We start from the raw sequence: 17,631 nt of genomic DNA, 5'->3' as shown, positions 1-17,631 counted from the left end.
CAAGCTAATGCCTGAAAAGATCATTCTACTAACAAACCTTGGTTCACCAGACTCCACGCTAAAGCGGGATGTGTACCGCTATCTCAATGAATTTCTTATGGATGAGAGGGTTATTGACCTGCCTTATCTGGGACGTCTCTTGCTGGTTAGGGGAATAATCACACCTTTCAGGACTCCACGTAGTTCACGTAAATATAAGAAAATTTGGACTGAAAAGGGATCACCTCTTATTGAGCATACCAGACAGTTGGCTGATAAATTGCAGGATGAGACAGGTTTGCCTGTATACTACTGTATGAGGTATGGGAATCCTGCACCCAAGGCTGTTTTTGATAAGATTACTCAGGAGAATCCGGAGGTAAAGGAAGTAATACTGTTTCCCTTGTATCCGCATTATTCAATGAGCAGTTTTGAGACAGCCGTTGAGCATGTCAGACGTATCTGGCTGGATGGTGTTTACAAATTCAGCCTAAGCGTAGTGCCACCATTTTATAATAAAGACTGTTACATAACTGCTCTTGCGGCATCTATTGAAAGGTATCTCAAATCGGCTGAGTATGACCACGTATTATTCAGCTACCATGGAGTGCCGGTAAGGCATATAACAAAGAGGGATGCAAGTGGTCGGCATTGCATGCAAAAGGAGGACTGCTGCGGGGGAACTTCACCTGTTCATGCCTATTGCTACAGGCATCAGGTGAGGGAAACTACAAAACTGGTTACTGAAAGGCTGGGTTTGAACAAGGAGCAATATTCACTGTCATTCCAGTCGAGACTGGGAACTGACAGCTGGCTGAAACCATCAACTGATGCAACAGTCAGGTCGCTCCCGGCTCTGGGCAGGAAAAGGCTGCTAGTAGTCTGTCCTTCCTTTGTTAGTGATTGTCTCGAGACCCTTGAGGAAATCGATATGGGTGCGAGGGAATCCTTCATGGAGGCAGGAGGTGAACATTTTACCTGCGTGCCCTGCCTAAATACTGATGAGGCATGGGTAAAGGCCATCGCAGAGCTTTCGCTTCAGGGAGAAACCAAACCTGCCGAGATCTATCCCGACTTTATGCCCAGGAACTGATCCCCTGGTAAAATAAGCCTTCTGGCCCTTATTTACCTCAGGATATATAGATTCCTATAGTCGCCATCCTCCTGAGCTCAGGCACTGTGAGAATTAGAAGGCAAGGGAAAGCGCACACAGTGCTACAAAGAGCAGGGTACTCAGTGACAGGTTGCGAAGCTCATTGTCTAGCAATGCCGGATTCTCATTCTTCCACACCTTTGCAGCATGCCTTATAAAGATTGGCATTGCACCAAAGACAGGCAGAAAGCAGATAGGTCGGGGACTAAGCATCACAAAAATCAGGAAGAGAATCCAGCCGTCACCCAACAAGGCCATATGATACTGACGTGCATAACGGTCTCCCAGTTTTACCGCCATAGTCCTTTTGCCACTTTCAATATCTGACTCCCGGTCACGGATGTTATTGAGGTTCAGCACTCCTGTGCTGAATAGACCTATAGTCGCTGCAGGCAGCAATACCTCCCAGTGCCATACATTTGCATGCAGGTAAAAAGAACCTGCAACACCCACAAGTCCAAAGAACAGAAAGACATAGATATCACCCAGTCCACGATAGCCGTATGGGTTTTTGCCCGCAGTATAGCGAATAGCTGCAATGATAGCGGCAATTCCCAATAAAAAGAAGGCCATCAGTTTGATATGATCTTTCTCAAAGGCCTTAATCAATAGAGTTATTCCCGATACCAGGCTGAGTAGTACAAAGATGATCATTGCTATTTTCATCTGTCCAAGTGTGATCATCCCGCTTTGAATCATACGACGTGGGCCGACGCGGTTTTCGTTGTCAGCACCCGACTTTGCATCGCCGAAATCGTTGGCAAGGTTGGACAGAATCTGAAGAAAAAGAGTGGTAAGGGAAGCCCATAGCAGTATCTCTGCACGGAACATCCCATAATGGGCAGCGGTGACGCTGCCCATAAAGATGCTCGAAAGTGCAAGAGGCAGTGTACGCAGTCTCATCGACACTATCCATGCTTTTATTTTGCTCATTTTATGGCAATTGATAATAAATACTTACTCCGGGACCCAATGGAATATCAAAAGTAACCCAGATGATAAGCATCAGGGTCCAGCCAATAAAAAATACTATTGTATAAGGTATCATTGTGGCTATGATCGTTCCCAGACCGGAGTTCTTGTCATACTTCTGAAAATAAGCAATGATAAGTGCAAAATAGCTCATCATTGGTGATATTATGTTGGTAACTGAATCACCAACACGATATACTGCTTGTGAGAGTTCCGGAGAGTACCCTAGGAGCATGAAAATAGGAATGAAAACCGGAGCCAGCAGGGCCCACTTAGCTGAGGCACTTCCCATCAACAGGTTGACAATAGCGGCAAAAATGATGAACATTATCATCAGAGGAATCAGTCCAAGATCGGCTGCTATTAAGGATTCTGCTCCGGTAACGGCCATTATTATTCCAAGATTACTCCACTTGAAATAGGCAACAAACTGTGCTGCGAAGAAGACCAGAACAACATAGGCTGTCAGCGTTTTCAGACTCTGAGCCATGGCATTGGCGACATCCGTATCATTTTTAAACTTACCCATTGTGATACCATAGGCAATGCCAGCACTGGCAGCCATCAAAAACAGGAAGCTTATAATACCTTTTATAAAAGGAGATGACAATATGGTTCCATCAGCTCCTCTCAGCAACCCGTTTGAAGGTAACAGACCCACCAAAATAATAACCACCCATACAAGTGAAACAAGCATGGCATGCTTAAGGGCTTTCTTTTCGACCTTTGAAAGCGGTTCGATAATTTCTTGTACCTGATCACCCTCATATTTTCCAAAGCGCGGTTGAACAATCTTTTCTGTAACCCATGTTCCCACAAAAGCTATCAGGAAGGTAGAGCAAACCATGAAGTAGTAATTTGCAGTGGGGTTGACCTGATATGAAGGATCCAGGATATGTGCAGCCTCTTCAGAAAGTCCTGCCAATAGTGGATCAATAGTTCCAAGTATCAGGTTAGCACTGAAACCTCCGGATACACCAGCAAAAGCAGCAGCCATACCTACAACAGGGTGACGACCAACAGCCTGGAATATTATCCCGGCAAGAGGTATAAGCAATACATATCCGATATCACTTGCCACATTTGAAACTACACCGGTAAAAACCACTACAAAAGTTATAATTTTCCTTGGCGACTTTATAACCAGGATTCGGATCACTGCCCCAATAAGTCCGCTAGTCTCAGCAATCCCAATGCCCAGCATTGCAACCAGCACTATTCCAAGCGGAGCAAAGTCGGTGAAGTTCGTCACCATCTCATTTATGATTCTATCTATTCCGTCTTTTGATAGGAGGTTGACAGTATTGATTACTTCTCCGGTTGCCGGATGCACAGCCTTCCAGTCAAACCAGTATCCAAAAGCCGATAAAACAGGTATCAGCAATGCAAAGATTGCAAATAGGGTAGCAGGGTGAGGTAGAGCATTGCCTCCCTTTTCAAGTATGTTGAGGAAGATATCAATGTAGTTTCTTTTTTTCTTGATAGTGGTATCAGACATTTTTTGATTGTTTACCGGGTTATAAATTCAATTATCATTTTGGGGAGAGAGGGATGATGGTGCAAAAATATAAATTTTTCCATGCTTGATCTTTTTTTGTTCCTTTGCATGTCAAATTATTAGAGTGATGTACGGAATATTTGTGATATTTCTTTTCTATGCCCTGGGTATTTTCCTTAGTCGACTGACTGGGGAGTTTCTTCCGGGAAGTATTCTTGGTATGATACTGCTTTTTCTTGCACTGCTCAGTGGAGTAGTCAAGAATGACGGGTTAAAACCTGTGGCATCAGTGATCACAAGGAATATGGCCTTGTTTTTTGTGCCGGTAGGAGTGGGAGTGATTGAAAGTGGAAGGTGCCATCAGTGGACTGAGCATAGGATTGATGGGATTGGCTACTGCCATTTTTATGCCTTTACTACGCCTGATACTATGAAGTGAGACTATTAGTTAACATTAACTTAATACAAAAGCCATGTAGCCGTCATTAGGTTTTCCGAAATTTGTTTTTTTCTTTGAACCGAACATTAAAAGTTATGTTTTATCCTCTTAAGTAACCTTTATCAATTTATTATGATACTTACCGTAATTCTTTTGCTTGCTGGTTTCTACCTTCTGATAAAGGGAGGAGACTGGCTTGTTGACGGGGCTGCTGCAGTGGCAAGACGTAATGGGGTCTCCGAACTGATAATTGGGCTTACTATTGTAGCCTTTGGAACTTCGGCACCGGAGCTGGTTGTAAGCTTATTTGCTGCATTAGGTGGGAACGCTGATATATCAGTCAGCAATGTGGTGGGCAGCAATTTATTCAACCTAATGTTTATATTGGGGATCTGCGGTTTGATAATTCCCCTTGCTGTTAGCAAAAGTACAGTAAAACTTGAGATACCATTTTCCATCATTGCAGTACTGGTGTTGATGATACTGGGTAATGACATTTTCCTGTCAGACTCAAGATTTATGCTTAGCCGTATTGATGGTGTGATATTGCTTGTGTTTTTCAGCGGTTTCATGTATCATATATGGAGGAGTATTCAAAGCGGAGAAAACGAGAAGGTTACCGATGGTATAATGAGCAATGGCAAGGCTGTATTGTTTATTATTCTTGGTCTTGCCGGTCTGGTTTTGGGTGGCAGGTTTGTTGTTAACTCAGCTGTGTCGATAGCTGAGTATTTTAATATCAGTCAGAAGTTGATAGGTTTGACTATAGTTGCTACAGGTACTTCACTTCCTGAACTCGTGACTTCCATTGTTGCAGCACGCAAGAAGAGCATGGATATCGCAATCGGAAATGTTGTGGGTTCAAATATTTTCAATGTCTTCCTGATTCTTGGTATTAGCGCAACCGTGACACCAATCAATTACAATCCTGCTTTCAATACCGATATAATAATTCTGATTGCTGGTACTTTGTTTATTATGCTTGCAATGTTTGTTGGTAAAAAACATCAGCTGGATCGTTGGCAGGCCGCAGTACTGCTGGTAGTTTATGTTGCTTACATTGTTTTTATAGCTAATAGAAACTAAGACAATGAACCTTTGTATAAAACAAAGAGGTTGTCCAATGTCACGGACAACCTCTTTTTATTTATGCTATTTTTTTTCAGTCTCGTATTACCTTCCCTGAGAACGCTTTCTCCAGTAGGATACAAAGGTTTGGAGTTTAAACAGTCCTATAGTTCCGGAGTAAATACCTCCTTCACCACCTGCATCATAGACCCTTACTGCTATTACATTTACCTTGCCTGGGATTATATCACCCTCGTTAAGGTAGTAATACCTCTCCTTGTTGTAACTGTTTTGAAGTTCGTTATACCTTGGATTTGCACGCATCTTACCAGTACTGGCAACCAGTTTACCGTTGATATATACTTCATCTATATCGTCAATTTTACCAAGAGACAGTACATAGCGTTGACCTGCCGGAGCCTGCGGTACTGTGAAGGATCGTCTGTACCAGGCATAGCCGTTGTAATCTCCGCTTAGGTAGTCTTCCCAGAAACTGGGTACAGGGATAGTGCCCCAGTCGCTGTCGTCAAGGCCTGCATCACTCCATTCGGGACGGTCGCCTACCCTGAACTTCCATTCACCTTCAAGGTCTATGTCGGGTGCGAAGTCCCTCTGACGCAGATAGAGGCCTACATTGCCACTTGTAATTCCGCCATCCATCATGCTGTCGTAGACTCTGACAGCTATTACATTTGGCTTGTCAAACCTTACAAGGTGGGCAGGTATATTATACCTACGCTCAGATGAGTATGCAGTTGAGAAGTTTGGAGGAAAATTACCTTTACGGCCTATTCTAACTCCGTTGAAGTACACTTCGTCAACATCATCTATGTATCCCAGAAATAAGGTGAGGTATTCATTGGCAAAACTACGGTTGATTATTATACCCTTGCGGTACCATGCGTATCCGTCATAACCGTGGAAGCCCTGGTTTTCCCATTTGGAAGGTACTCTGATATCTTCCCATGCGGCATCATTATAGTTGGGATCAGCCCATCTCATATCATCACCTATCATAAACTTCCAGTAATCCCTTAGATCCAGGATTCTTACATATTGATCACCACCGTACATGACAGTTCCAGTCACTAGTATCAGTGCTATGAGTATTATCTTTTTCATGGCATTCTTTCTTTAGTATGATCCCGGTTCTACCACTCCTCTTCAAGTATTTGGAAGATTGATACTTTCTTCACCTTGTACCGACTTACATATTCATCATAGTTGCTTTTAGTCATGATACCAATTGGTCCTGTTACTATTCCACCAATCTGTTGATCATCGTTAACTACAACTACAAGAGTGTTGCTGCCACTATAGTTTAGATTCTTAGCTGGTATCTTGTATGCCCTGCGAACCTGCCATTCACCCATACCATTGCTTGCAAGTTCGGTGCCATACATATCTTCAGTTTTAGCAATCAACTTTCCGTTAAGGTAAACCTTGTCCTTGTCATCAATAATTCCCAAAATCAGGTATAGTTCTTCATCTTCTAGACCATTGGCCAGTGTGAATTTAGTGCGATATGTAGCAACCCCGTCAAATGTGAGGTAACCCTGGTTGTCCCATGGTCCCGGAACAAACAGCGAGTTCCAGCTGCTTGCATCGTAGTCTGTGTCTGTGTACTTACGGTTGAATCCTGGCTTGAACAGCCACTTCCCAGCCAGGTTCTGATCCAGTAGCATATCATCTTCAAAATACCCGATAATAACTGGACCTGAAACAATTCCACCATCCATCTGATCATTATACACCCTTATTGCCAATGTATTCTCTCCATCATAGTTAATAAGGGATTGTGGGATGGAATAAAAAACCGGAATATTATATGCAGTCTTGTAGTTTGGAGGGAAGTTTCCTGTTTGTCCAATCAGTATCCCATTTATGTATACTTCGCTTACATCATCAATAGCATCAATATACAGATAGATATTGTCACTTTCATCAATCCTTGGAATAAAGACTTTGGTACGATACCAGGCATAGCCTAAATATTGATGATAGCCCTGATCCTGCCAGTTGCCCGGAACAGTAATATAATCCCAGGTACTGTCATCATAGGATTTGGATGCCCAGGTCGGATCATCTCCAATGTTAAACTTCCAGTCACCCTCGAGGGTGACTATTGGTTCAAGATTATACCTTTCCGTACTGTTGTACATGTGGATTCTGCATCCTCCATTCAGTAGGAGGATCAATACCGCTGTTAGTAGAAATATTCTGTTCATATTTTTAATGTTTGCAGGTTTCTTATTTTCCTGATTCAAAACTACTACAGCCGACACTAAAACATGTTAGAATATTGTGCTCAGTTGTCACAAATTGTCACAGGTGTTCGATAAGTTTGTAACCTATACCATGAACAGTGAGGATTGTCCTTGGATCGTTGGGGTCTTCTTCGATCTTCTGTCTCAGCCTTACAATGAAATTGTCAATAGTACGAGAGGTAGGTTGGTAATCATCTCCCCAGACTGAGTCCAGAAGCTTGTCACGATCGACGGTTTCGTTCTTGTGATTATATAGGTAGTGGAGGATTTCAAACTCTTTGTGTGACATCTTCACATCCTTGCCATTGGTAGTAGCAGTATAGCCTGCAAAGTTTACACTAAGTTTACCAATCTGCCTGATGGTGTGTTTTTCGTTGCTGTCGCTTACACCTGCCCTGCGCAATATAGCTCTTACCCTTGCCAGCAGTTCTCTGATACTGAATGGTTTTGTTATATAATCATCAGCCCCCAGTTCCAAACCCAGCACCTTGTCAATCTCTTCTGCCTTGGCTGTCAGCAGAATTATAGCGGTCTTAATGCCTCGCGAGCGGGCAGTGCGGCACACATCAAAACCCGACATTTCTGGCATCATAACATCCAGGATGGCCAGATCGTAGTGCTTGTCAAGCAGTTTTTTGAGACCATCAGCACCATTTGATGCAGTATCAACATTGTAACCTTCAAATTCGAGGTTGTCTTTAAGTCCCTGAAGCATGAGGACTTCATCCTCTACGACAAGTATATTTGCCATGATCAATTGGATTTGCGAATTACTGGGAAATATAATCTAAAACTTGAACCTGCACCGGGCTTGCTCTGTACTGTGACACGACCCTTGTGAGCCTTCATAGTCTCACATACTATTGAGAGACCCAGTCCGGTACCTTTTACCTCATTAGCAAGGTTTTGCCGCGTAACGCGGTAAAACCTGTCGAATATATGTTTTTGATCCTTCTTTGAAATACCTATTCCGTTGTCCTTCACCTCTACGAAGCACATCCTGTCTTCATGACCTGTTGTAATCTCAATCTTCTTGTTATCCCTGCTGTATTTCACAGCATTGTCGATGAGGTTGAGCAAGGCTTCGCTGACTGAGACCTTGTCGGCAAGGATTTCAGGAAGTAGGCTGTCAGCATTAAAACTAATATCAGCCCCGTTATAATGTTCCTGATAATTACCTAGTACTTCAGCACAGATATTATATAAGTTGCACACCTCGGTTTTAAACTTATACCGACCTTTCTCCATGCGGGAGAAGTTGAGAATCTTGTCAACCATAGCATTAAGTCTCTGGCTCTCACTGTTTATGGTTTGGTAATACTCCCTGGCCTTTTCAGGTGAGTTGACCCTTCCCATCTCCAGAGTCTCGGCATACATGCTTATCAGAGCAAGCGGGGTGCGGATCTCGTGAGATACATTTGAAATAAACTCGGACTTTATCTGAGCAAGGTTGACTTCCTTTTTGACACTGGAGTAGATAAACCAAATCCCAACAACCAGAACAGCCATTACAAGGGCTGCCAGTATAAGCCCTTCCTTGACGCGTCTGGATGCAAGGTCTGCTATGCTTTCATTCCTTAACGTGATGCCTATGCTAAGACCGGGGAAGAGCCACATTCCACCTTCCTTGTCAAAGGTCATGTGGCTCGGCATTTCCTTATCACTTGTATAAACAGTAGCACCGGATGCTTCGTGGAATATCCTAATAAGAAACTTATCCTTTGCTATATCCTGGATGCGGGAACTGATATGCTGGTGTATAAACTGACGAAGGTCCAGTTCGATGAGTATCGGTACATATTCCAAGTTCTTGTCTACAGTAATAAAGGTCATTAAGACACCATCTGGAGTCTCGAAGGAGTGAAACTTCCTATAGTTACTTTTATGATAGCTGATTAGTTTACCAATAGTCTGACGCTCCTTCTTAAGCAGTTGGCTGACAAAGGTGCTGTTGCCTTCATTACCGCTACTATAGATAGTATTCAAATCGGTAGAGCGCTGAGCTGCATATATAGCTAAGATAGAACTGTTTTCACTTGTAAGCAGTTTTAATACAGTACTGTCAGAAGGGTGCATCATCCAAACATCAATACGGCCAGCCCAGTTGGACATTATATCCTCAGAGTAGTAATTGACTGACGAGATAATTGTTTCAAGCTGTTCCTTGTATACGCTGGTAATGAGCTCCTCGTTTTCGTTAATCCTGGTGTACTCATACAGGATGGCAACAGCAAGCGGGAGCAAAATAAGTAAGGTAAGCCCTGCCAGTATTTTGTTAAGAGATTTCTTCATCTGCTTCATGTCATTCTGACCTTAAAATTAACCAATATTGCCTTATCAGAACATAAAAGGAAGAGAATCACTGAAGATTCTCTTCCTTTGGATCAGTCAATAACTAACACTACTCAATCAAATCTATGAAACGTTATTTGCAACAATACTCAGTTTTCGATAGTGGGACAATGGTTTATCGTTGTGTAAGCTTCTGACTGATCATATTATCATTGACATTATTATGGTGGTACCAGGCCTGGTAGTTGTCTTCCTTTAGACTATATCTGTTTTCCTTGTAGATAGCTGTACCATTCTTATATGCTATCATTTCAAGCATTGCATATTGTACCTTTCCAGTGGTTTCGTCTATAACAGGCATCTTCTCCCACAAGCGTCCGTCGCATGCATACTTGAGAAGATCAACTTTTTTGATCTTGATCTTTGCGCCATCGTCTTTCTTGCAGGTAACATATTTATGTCCTACTGTGAGAGTCTTACAGAAGATAGTGTCGTTATCTGTTACAGCGAAGTCGGTTGTGAAACCTTGTCCTTTTACAACATTCATGAAGAAGAACATAGCCAGAGTAATCATCAGAGTTTTCATTGTTATATAGTTTTTGAGTGACACATTTGTTTTATTTCGATATGACAAAGGTATGGTGCCAATTATGTAGGGGTGTCACTGCTTTTCCACAGGCTGTCACAAATTGTCACGGACTTGTAAATTTTATTTTCATTTTTTGCAGGGAGGGCTTGCATGTGTAATAATTATCTATAATTTTGTAGTGTGTAAATAACAATTGTGATGAGAAGCTACTCTTTCTTTTATTACTTCTTTTATTTCTTTTTTTGGTTTTACAGCCAAAAAGGGGTGGGTTATTGTTATGCCTAAGTGAAGCAATAAAAGGAAGCACAGATATGATGAATCCCGCCCCTGTTAAAGGGGCGGGATTTTTTGTTTTCTCAACCTATAGATAAAATAGCATCAAATGAGTCATGAGACAGTAAAAGTAGCAATACAGGGATGGCCCGGGGCTAACCATGATATTGCAGCACGCACATACTTTCGCGACAAGGAGGTAACTCTTGAACCTTGTATGACCTTTCATGAGCTTTTCAGTAAGGTAAAGGAAGACCCCTCTATGTTTGGGATTGTTGCAATAGAGAATACCCTTGTGGGAAGCATTCTGGCCAACTACACTTTACTTAAGGATTCTGGATTGAGGGTGCGAGGGGAACAAAGACTTAGGATCAAGCACCAGCTGATGGCTTTGCCTGGTCAGAGGATTGAAGATATAAGGGAGGTGCATTCCCACCCAATGGCTTTGGCTCAGTGCGAGGATTTCTTGATGCGCTATCCCCATATTAGGTTGATAGAGTCGGAAGATACCGCTCTTAGTGCCAAGAAGATTAGTGAAGGTAATCTAAAGGGCATAGCTGCAATAGCCTCTTCACTTGCAGCCAAAATGTATAATCTGGAGATACTTGCCAAGGATATTGAAACCAATAAGCACAACTACACAAGGTTTTTGATAGTAGGACCAAGAGACGAAGAGGAGGGAGCAAGGTTACTGTCAATGGGGCGCCTCAATAAGGCCTCTCTTGTTTTCTCACTGCCACACGAAGAGGGTAGTCTTTCCAAAGTTCTCACAATACTTGCCTTTTACAGCATCAACCTTACCAAGATACAATCTCTGCCGGTAATAGGGATGGAGTGGGAGTACCTGTTTTACATTGATGTTATATACAACGACTATCAGCGATATCATCAGTCTCTTGATGCAATCCGTCCTTTGACGCGCAATCTTACCGAACTGGGAGAATATGAAGCCGCCGACACACTGTATGTTACAAATGGCGGAGCTCCCGTAGCCAAAGCACAGACAAGCAATAAGAAATAAAACCCATGAAAATGATTAGACCTGCTGACAGAGTCAACAATGTTCAGGAGTACTACTTCTCAGTCAAGCTGAAACAGATTGACAAGATGCGCTCCGAAGGAAAGGATGTAATTAACCTGGGTATAGGAAGTCCGGACAGGAAGCCTGCTCCGGATGTTATTGAAGCCCTGACCCAGACTGCACAACTGGATAATGTACACGGATATCAAAGCTATATAGGTATTCCGGCTCTCCGCAAGGCGTTTGCCAACTGGTACGGCAAAAACTATGGAGTGGAACTGGATCCTGCCTCCGAGATCCTGCCTCTTATGGGATCAAAGGAAGGTATCATGCATATATCAATGGCCTTTTTGAATCCAGGTGATGAGGTGCTGATTCCTGATCCCGGTTACCCAACATATCAGGCTGTTGCCCGTCTCGTTGGTGCCGAGGTAAGATTTTACGACCTGCGCGAGGAAAACAGTTGGCAGCCCGACCTGGCTGCCATCGAAAGGGATAATGACCTTTCCAGGGTAAAGCTGATGTGGCTCAACTATCCCAATATGCCTACAGGAGCCCAGGCCGATCCTGAGGTGATGAAGAAGATTATCGCCTTTGGTAAGAAGCATAGCATTATTATTTGTAATGATAATCCCTACAGTTTTGTGCTGAATCCTAAACCAAGCAGCCTTTTGGCTGTTGAAGGTGCTAAGGACATAGCCATCGAACTCAATTCGCTGAGCAAATCGCACAATATGGCGGGCTGGCGTATCGGAATGGTGGCATCCAACAAGGAATTTATCGACTACATACTGCGTGTCAAGAGCAATATGGACTCGGGTATGTTCAGAGGCTTACAGGACGCTGCAGTCAAGGCGCTTGAATGTGACGATGACTGGTACAGACAGCTGAATGAGATTTATGCCGAACGCCGCAAACTGGTGTTTGAGATTATGGACCTGCTAAAATGTGAGTATGATCCCGGGCAGGTGGGACTCTTTGTCTGGGGACGTATTCCTGCATCCTATACTGATGCCGGGGAACTAAGTGACCTGATACTGGATAAGGCTAATGTGTTTCTGACCCCCGGTTTTATATTCGGCACCAACGGAAGTCGTTATATAAGGATATCTCTGTGTTGCACAGTAGAAGTTTTGAAAGAAGCTATAAGAAGAATTAACCTAATCGTAAAAAACTGAAAAGATGTCACAGTTGAAGATTGAACCGATCAGATTGCCGGGCCTTGAGCTCAAACGGCCCATCATTATATCAGGCCCCTGCAGTGCCGAGACTGAGGAACAGACCCTCAACACTGCGCAGCAACTATCAGATATGGGAGTGAAGATATTCAGAGCCGGTATATGGAAACCACGTACCCGTCCGGGAGCCTTCGAAGGTGTGGGTTCCATCGGTCTCCCATGGCTAAAGAGGGTAAAGGAAGAAACAGGTATGTTTATCGGTGTTGAGGTTGCCAATGCTCACCATGTATATGAAGCCATTAAATATGGTGTTGATATTATGTGGATAGGAGCAAGAACATCAGCCAACCCTTTTGCAGTGCAGGAGGTTGCAGATGCCCTCAAGGGCATTGATATTCCGGTGCTTGTCAAGAACCCTGTAAATCCTGACCTTGAACTCTGGATTGGGGCTTTCGAACGTCTCAATAATGCCGGCATTACCCAGCTGGCTGCAATTCACCGTGGCTTTAGTACCTACGATAAGTCGGAATTCCGCAACCATCCGCAATGGCAGATACCTATCGAGTTGCGCAGGCGTTTTCCCGAAATCCCTATCATAACAGACCCAAGCCATATAGGTGGTAAGCGCTCTTTGATTGCTGAGATCTGCCAGGAAGCAATGGACCTTAGTTTTGATGGTCTGATCATCGAAACTCACTGCAATCCTGATAAAGCGTGGAGTGATGCATCGCAACAGATTACACCTGAAACTCTAAAGGGTATTCTCGACAATCTGGTACTGAGACGCCCGAAGATTGGTGATACTCCCCGTAACACTCTCGATGAACTGAGAAAACAGATTGACAAACTTGACAACCAGTTGCTAGACATACTCAAGGAGAGAATGAAAATCTCTGAAGCCATAGGTAGATATAAGTATGAAAACAATATCACAATACTTCAGGCACGCAGGTATGACGAGATTATGAACGACCGTAAGGCCAAGGCCGAGAGCCGTAGCCTGAATGCGGACTTCGTTACTGAGATTTTCGAATCAATTCACGAAGAGTCAATCAGATGTCAGAGTGCTGTAATGAACAAAGAACTTAAGAAGAAGGAGGATAACTGATGAAAATTTGCGTGCTCGGGGCAGGCAAGATGGGTACATGGCTAACTGATGCCCTTTGTCTGCAACATGAAGTTGCGGTTTACGATTCCAACAAGGAACGTCTGAGGTATGTTTTCAACACCCAAAGGCTTACAACATTTGAGGAGATCAGGGAGTTTGCCCCAGAGCTCCTTATCAATTGTGTAACGCTGAAATATACTATACAAACTTTTAAGGAGGTGCTGCCCTATCTGCCTGAAAGCTGTATCCTAAGCGATATAGCCTCTGTTAAGACAGGATTCCATGAGTTTTACAAAAGCACAGGCCGCCGCTTCGTTTCAACCCACCCGATGTTTGGTCCGACCTTTGCCAACCTGAAGGATCTGAGCGAGCACCATGCAATTATCATTACCGAGTCTGACCATCTCGGCAAGGCCTTTTTCAAGGATTTCTTCGGATCTCTGAAGCTAAATATACATCAGTATTCCTTTGATGAGCACGACGAAACAATAGCCTACTCACTGTCAATTCCCTTCTCGTCAACTCTTGTGTTTGCGGCCTGTATGAAGAAGCAGGATGCACCGGGAACTACCTTCCGGAAGCATATGGATATTGCAAAGGGACTGTTGTCAGAAGACGACTATCTGCTCACCGAAATACTGTTCAACCCCTATACCGTCGGACAGGTTGAGATGATCAGAAAGGAACTCAAAGATCTGCTGGAACTTATCAATGCCAGAGATACAGACGGACTACTTACCTTTATCAACAGGGTAAGGAAAAATGTTGAGGGCTGATACGGGTTTAACTCTAGCGTTGGGAATGGATATGCTGTGAGTAAAAGGCTTAATTATGGATTGACCTTTATCTCAAGGATCTTCCTGGTATTGGCTCTGATCTTGTAACGGTCGTCAATGCGGACGCCAACGACCCACATTATATCATCGCCATTACAAAGTAGCCAGGAGTTTTCCTTATCAATAAGCGACATTTTCAGATCAATGAAAAGGTCGCTTATTTTTTTAAACTGCTTCATGCCCAGAGGCATGAAGCGATCTCCCTGCTGAGACTTTCTCAGGAATAAGGGGAATTCTACAAGTCCGGCATCAAAATGAGCTGTATTTGGATCCCGTGATACCTTGTAGTTATCTGGCTTGTCAAAGATGCTTATAGACATTTTAATGGGTACACTTATTTCGCTAACTCCGCCTTCTATTGCATGGGAGGATTTGTCAAGTTCGGTAATCGGCACAACAAGCAGGTTGAAACGATCCACTACCAGTCGATGGCTGTGGGAGAAAAACTGCCTGCCTGGAATGCCGTCAAGGCTTTTAATTACGGCACTAATCATTTGGCCCTGGAAGCCGTATGGCTGTAGGATCTCAAACAGTAGGGCTCCTCTGTATGGATGTTCCTTAATATTTTCAATTGGGATAAGGATGGAGTCACCACTCTGGGCGACAATGCGTTCCCTGAAGCTGTCGGCCTCGGCCTTGAAAATGCCGTAGGTGTCGGAGAGATAGCTTAGGTTGTTTTGCATTGTTGCAAAGAAGGAGGGATTGAGTTCCTCGAAGAGGGGAACTATCAGGTTGCGGATCTTGTTGCGCTGATAGTCGCTCTCAATGTTTGTCGAGTCAATACGGTAGTCAAAACCCTCAACTTTGCAGTAGTCTCTTATCTCGTCCGCTGAGGCAAAGAGCAAGGGACGTATAATGCTGCCAGATCTGAATGACATCCCGGTCAAACCCTTAAGCCCAGTTCCCCTGGACAGGTTAAGGAAGAAAGTCTCAATATTATCATTACCATGGTGGCCTGTGGCCAACAGAGTGGCTCCGGTTTCCTTCATAAGCTTTTCAAACCAGTCATAGCGCAGTTGCCTTGCCGCCATCTCGATTGACAGACCACGCTCCTCTGCGAAAGTTCTGGTGTCAAAGTCTGTTTTATGAAACCTAACTTTTAGTCTGTTGCAAACCTCCTCGGCAAAGAGTGCATCGGCATCAGATTCATCTGCTCTCAGATGGAAATTACAATGAGCAGCAATACACTTGCAGCCTTCATTTTTAAGTAGGTGGAGGAGGGCCATTGAGTCAGCCCCTCCACTAAAGGCCACAAGTATTATGTCATTATTAGCGACTCTGCACTTGTCAATCAAAATATCGCTAAACTTACGTCTGAATGCTATGGTATTCATTTTATTATCTGGTTTCAGCCAATAGGCTTCGCATCAGTTTTGCTTTAAGCAGGCATTCCTCATATTCCTGTTCTGCATCCGACAGTGCTGTTATGGCACTGCCCGCTGTGTAAGAGAGGAAAGCACTATCTTCATCGTATAGCAAAGTACGGATTACTACATTTAAATCAAAATCCCCATCTGGCGAGATATAGCCTATGGAGCCGGAGAATAGGCCCCTTTTGCGCTTTTCAAATTCTGAGATCAGTTGCATTGCACTTATCTTGGGTGCACCTGTCATAGATCCCATAGGGAAGGTGGCTCTCAGTATAGCCTCTAGTGTAGTATTCCCGGAAATTTCTGCCGAGATAGTGCTTACTGACTGCAGTATTGAAGGGAAGGAATAGATGCCGCATAGTTCCTCGACCATTACTGATCCCTTGGTAGCAACAACTGAGAGATCGTTTCTCACAAGATCTGTTATCATAATATTTTCAGCCCTTTCCTTCTCTGATTCCTGCAGTTGTCTGCGGTTTGCTTCTGTCTCTGCCGGTGTGGAACCTTTGGGTGCTGTTCCCTTCATCGGCATGGAGTACAGCTTATTGCCCCTCTTTGTGATAAAACGTTCGGGTGATGCTGACAAGGCATACTTCCGTCCAAACTTAATAAAAGCAGCAAAGGGCATATGAGACCTTTCCACAAGTCGGACAAAAAGTGCTGCCGGGTCTGCTATATGGCCGCGGGCGTTAAACTCCATGCAGTAGTTTACTTCGTAAATATCCCCCCTGTGAATATGTTCCTGCAGGCCTTTGACATCCTCTATATAATCCTCACGTGAAATAGCCGGTTCAAGTGCTATGCCTTTCAAGGGGGCATCTTGGGATACTTCCTGATATCCTATGTAACTCGACTCGCACTCCTTGTATTTCGGTCCACCTTTCAACCTGACAACCTCAGAAGCCTTATCTGCTTCAGAATAATCTCCGCAAATAGTCTGCCTGCCGGATATATCGGTCTTTATCTGTTCTCTGTTTACATCTGACTGCTCCGCAGAATACGGGTGACTGGGTCTGAACGAATCCTCACGAATATTGCCTGATGTAGCTTGCAGAGCCTCTGTTTTATGGGCCTCTGTTCCCCTTTGTTGCCATTCAGTCACTGATGTCAAAAAGGATCGCGCTTCATCCTCGCTGTTGTACCTTGGATCATATCCAAGTCGGATCCTCTCTCCATCTAGTATCAGAATCCAGCGAGGTCGAAAGAAATGTAGCGTCGGAAAACCAACAAGCGAATCAGGCAATTTTTCACCTATCCCAAAGATCTCATCTTTTAATTCATAACACAACCATCCCAGATACCAGTCATCCGTCAGGTCTCTATCGAGCCCTGACAATGGCCCTTGAATAGCTTCAAGATTGTCAAAAGCAGCAATGGCCTCGTAGCGGGACAGTTTACCGTAGTACGACTCACTGCTTCTCAGTCCGTCACACAATAGCACAGCATTCTCAAAGGCCATTGCAGCCCTTGTCATCCTTGCAATAAGGTCAGATTTGCAGCTCTTCGATTCAATCCACTTCCGCATCTTATCTGTTCTGTTGTAAGTTTGCAAATTTAAGGATGATGGTGACAAAAGATGTCAAAAGGC

The 17,631-nt window shown here is 43.8% G+C and carries 16 protein-coding genes; 7 read left to right on the top strand and 9 right to left on the bottom strand.

All coding sequences use genetic code 11. From position 1 onward, the window contains the following. Nucleotides 1–7 precede the first annotated feature (7 nt). On the top strand, nt 8–1,072 hold the full coding sequence (gene hemH / locus M9189_RS08395; RefSeq protein ID WP_250722319.1) for a ferrochelatase: 1,065 nt from the start codon (nt 8–10) through the stop codon (nt 1,070–1,072). Between the two features lie 93 nt (nt 1,073–1,165). On the opposite strand, the gene M9189_RS08390 is transcribed toward hemH, so the two are convergent. Further along, nucleotides 1,166–2,065 carry a 1,4-dihydroxy-2-naphthoate polyprenyltransferase gene (locus tag M9189_RS08390; RefSeq protein ID WP_250722317.1) on the bottom strand — a complete coding sequence of 300 codons (900 nt, stop codon included), beginning with the start codon at nt 2,063–2,065 and terminating at the stop codon, nt 1,166–1,168. Nucleotide 2,066: 1 nt separating this feature from the next. Further along, nucleotides 2,067–3,602 (bottom strand): AbgT family transporter, encoded by a 1,536-nt coding sequence (locus M9189_RS08385; protein ID WP_250722315.1) that lies wholly within the window; start codon nt 3,600–3,602, stop codon nt 2,067–2,069. A gap of 127 nt (nt 3,603–3,729) precedes the next feature. Here M9189_RS08385 and M9189_RS08380 point away from each other — a divergent pair, with 127 nt between their 5' ends. Together M9189_RS08380 and M9189_RS08375 are read left to right on the top strand one after the other, a co-directional pair. Then, nucleotides 3,730–4,041 carry a CidA/LrgA family protein gene (locus M9189_RS08380; RefSeq protein ID WP_250722313.1) on the top strand — a complete coding sequence of 104 codons (312 nt, stop codon included), beginning with the start codon at nt 3,730–3,732 and terminating at the stop codon, nt 4,039–4,041. A gap of 132 nt (nt 4,042–4,173) precedes the next feature. Then, nucleotides 4,174–5,127, top strand: a complete 954-nt coding sequence (locus tag M9189_RS08375; RefSeq protein WP_250722312.1) for a calcium/sodium antiporter — start codon at nt 4,174–4,176, stop codon at nt 5,125–5,127. A gap of 87 nt (nt 5,128–5,214) precedes the next feature. Here M9189_RS08375 and M9189_RS08370 read toward each other — a convergent pair whose 3' ends face one another. The 5 genes from M9189_RS08370 to M9189_RS08350 form a co-directional block, all read right to left on the bottom strand. After that, complete coding sequence (locus M9189_RS08370; RefSeq protein WP_250722310.1) at nt 5,215–6,231, bottom strand: glycoside hydrolase; 1,017 nt, start codon at nt 6,229–6,231, stop codon at nt 5,215–5,217. A gap of 29 nt (nt 6,232–6,260) precedes the next feature. Then, a complete protein-coding gene (locus M9189_RS08365; RefSeq protein WP_250722308.1) occupies nt 6,261–7,337 on the bottom strand; it encodes a beta galactosidase jelly roll domain-containing protein in 1,077 nt (358 codons plus the stop codon). Between the two features lie 97 nt (nt 7,338–7,434). Then, on the bottom strand, nt 7,435–8,127 hold the full coding sequence (locus M9189_RS08360; protein WP_250722306.1) for a response regulator transcription factor: 693 nt from the start codon (nt 8,125–8,127) through the stop codon (nt 7,435–7,437). 2 nt (nt 8,128–8,129) lie between these two features. Next, nucleotides 8,130–9,668 (bottom strand): sensor histidine kinase, encoded by a 1,539-nt coding sequence (locus M9189_RS08355; protein ID WP_250722304.1) that lies wholly within the window; start codon nt 9,666–9,668, stop codon nt 8,130–8,132. 175 nt (nt 9,669–9,843) lie between these two features. Next, on the bottom strand, nt 9,844–10,254 hold the full coding sequence (locus tag M9189_RS08350) for a hypothetical protein (protein ID WP_250722303.1): 411 nt from the start codon (nt 10,252–10,254) through the stop codon (nt 9,844–9,846). Between the two features lie 385 nt (nt 10,255–10,639). Between M9189_RS08350 and M9189_RS08345 the strand changes: the two genes are divergently transcribed. Genes M9189_RS08345 through M9189_RS08330 form a run of 4 tightly spaced genes read left to right on the top strand, consistent with a single transcriptional unit; the run spans nt 10,640 to nt 14,613 of the window. Further along, the gene (locus M9189_RS08345; RefSeq protein ID WP_250722301.1) at nt 10,640–11,551 is read left to right on the top strand and encodes a prephenate dehydratase; all 912 of its coding nucleotides are present in this window, start codon (nt 10,640–10,642) and stop codon (nt 11,549–11,551) included. A gap of 5 nt (nt 11,552–11,556) precedes the next feature. Beyond that, nucleotides 11,557–12,729, top strand: coding sequence for a pyridoxal phosphate-dependent aminotransferase (locus tag M9189_RS08340; protein ID WP_250722299.1), 1,173 nt, complete (start codon nt 11,557–11,559; stop codon nt 12,727–12,729). A 4-nt stretch (nt 12,730–12,733) separates the two neighbouring features. After that, a complete protein-coding gene (locus M9189_RS08335; protein ID WP_250722297.1) occupies nt 12,734–13,837 on the top strand; it encodes a bifunctional 3-deoxy-7-phosphoheptulonate synthase/chorismate mutase type II in 1,104 nt (367 codons plus the stop codon). Further along, on the top strand, nt 13,837–14,613 hold the full coding sequence (locus tag M9189_RS08330; protein WP_250722296.1) for a prephenate dehydrogenase: 777 nt from the start codon (nt 13,837–13,839) through the stop codon (nt 14,611–14,613). The genes M9189_RS08335 and M9189_RS08330 overlap by 1 nt, the downstream gene beginning before the upstream one ends. Before the next feature lie 53 nt (nt 14,614–14,666). Here the strand turns inward: M9189_RS08330 and tilS are convergent, their stop codons facing one another. Then, nucleotides 14,667–16,007: a tRNA lysidine(34) synthetase TilS gene (gene tilS / locus M9189_RS08325; protein ID WP_250722294.1), complete on the bottom strand. Its 1,341-nt coding sequence runs from the start codon at nt 16,005–16,007 to the stop codon at nt 14,667–14,669. Between the two features lie 4 nt (nt 16,008–16,011). Continuing rightward, nucleotides 16,012–17,568 (bottom strand): chorismate-binding protein, encoded by a 1,557-nt coding sequence (locus M9189_RS08320; protein WP_250722292.1) that lies wholly within the window; start codon nt 17,566–17,568, stop codon nt 16,012–16,014. Between the last annotated feature and the right edge of the window lie 63 nt (nt 17,569–17,631).

The sequence above is a fragment of the Xiashengella succiniciproducens genome, from assembly GCF_023674465.1.
GTDB lineage: Bacteria > Bacteroidota > Bacteroidia > Bacteroidales > Marinilabiliaceae > Geofilum > Geofilum succiniciproducens.
This window is presented reverse-complemented; position numbering and strand designations above follow the sequence as displayed.

Bases quoted from the DNA above. Each gene is read 5' to 3' on its own strand.
- M9189_RS08350 (WP_250722303.1), bottom strand. From the start codon at position 10,254: ATGAAAACTCTGATGATTACTCTGGCTATGTTCTTCTTCATGAATGTT.
- M9189_RS08335 (WP_250722297.1), top strand. From the start codon at position 12,734: ATGTCACAGTTGAAGATTGAACCGATCAGATTGCCGGGCCTTGAGCTC.
- M9189_RS08380 (WP_250722313.1), top strand. From the start codon at position 3,730: ATGTACGGAATATTTGTGATATTTCTTTTCTATGCCCTGGGTATTTTC.
- M9189_RS08390 (WP_250722317.1), bottom strand. From the start codon at position 2,065: ATGAGCAAAATAAAAGCATGGATAGTGTCGATGAGACTGCGTACACTG.
- M9189_RS08385 (WP_250722315.1), bottom strand. From the start codon at position 3,602: ATGTCTGATACCACTATCAAGAAAAAAAGAAACTACATTGATATCTTC.
- M9189_RS08340 (WP_250722299.1), top strand. From the start codon at position 11,557: ATGAAAATGATTAGACCTGCTGACAGAGTCAACAATGTTCAGGAGTAC.
- M9189_RS08370 (WP_250722310.1), bottom strand. From the start codon at position 6,231: ATGAAAAAGATAATACTCATAGCACTGATACTAGTGACTGGAACTGTC.
- M9189_RS08330 (WP_250722296.1), top strand. From the start codon at position 13,837: ATGAAAATTTGCGTGCTCGGGGCAGGCAAGATGGGTACATGGCTAACT.
- hemH (WP_250722319.1), top strand. From the start codon at position 8: ATGCCTGAAAAGATCATTCTACTAACAAACCTTGGTTCACCAGACTCC.
- M9189_RS08320 (WP_250722292.1), bottom strand. From the start codon at position 17,568: ATGCGGAAGTGGATTGAATCGAAGAGCTGCAAATCTGACCTTATTGCA.
- M9189_RS08375 (WP_250722312.1), top strand. From the start codon at position 4,174: ATGATACTTACCGTAATTCTTTTGCTTGCTGGTTTCTACCTTCTGATA.
- M9189_RS08365 (WP_250722308.1), bottom strand. From the start codon at position 7,337: ATGAACAGAATATTTCTACTAACAGCGGTATTGATCCTCCTACTGAAT.
- M9189_RS08345 (WP_250722301.1), top strand. From the start codon at position 10,640: ATGAGTCATGAGACAGTAAAAGTAGCAATACAGGGATGGCCCGGGGCT.
- M9189_RS08355 (WP_250722304.1), bottom strand. From the start codon at position 9,668: ATGAAGAAATCTCTTAACAAAATACTGGCAGGGCTTACCTTACTTATT.
- M9189_RS08360 (WP_250722306.1), bottom strand. From the start codon at position 8,127: ATGGCAAATATACTTGTCGTAGAGGATGAAGTCCTCATGCTTCAGGGA.
- tilS (WP_250722294.1), bottom strand. From the start codon at position 16,007: ATGAATACCATAGCATTCAGACGTAAGTTTAGCGATATTTTGATTGAC.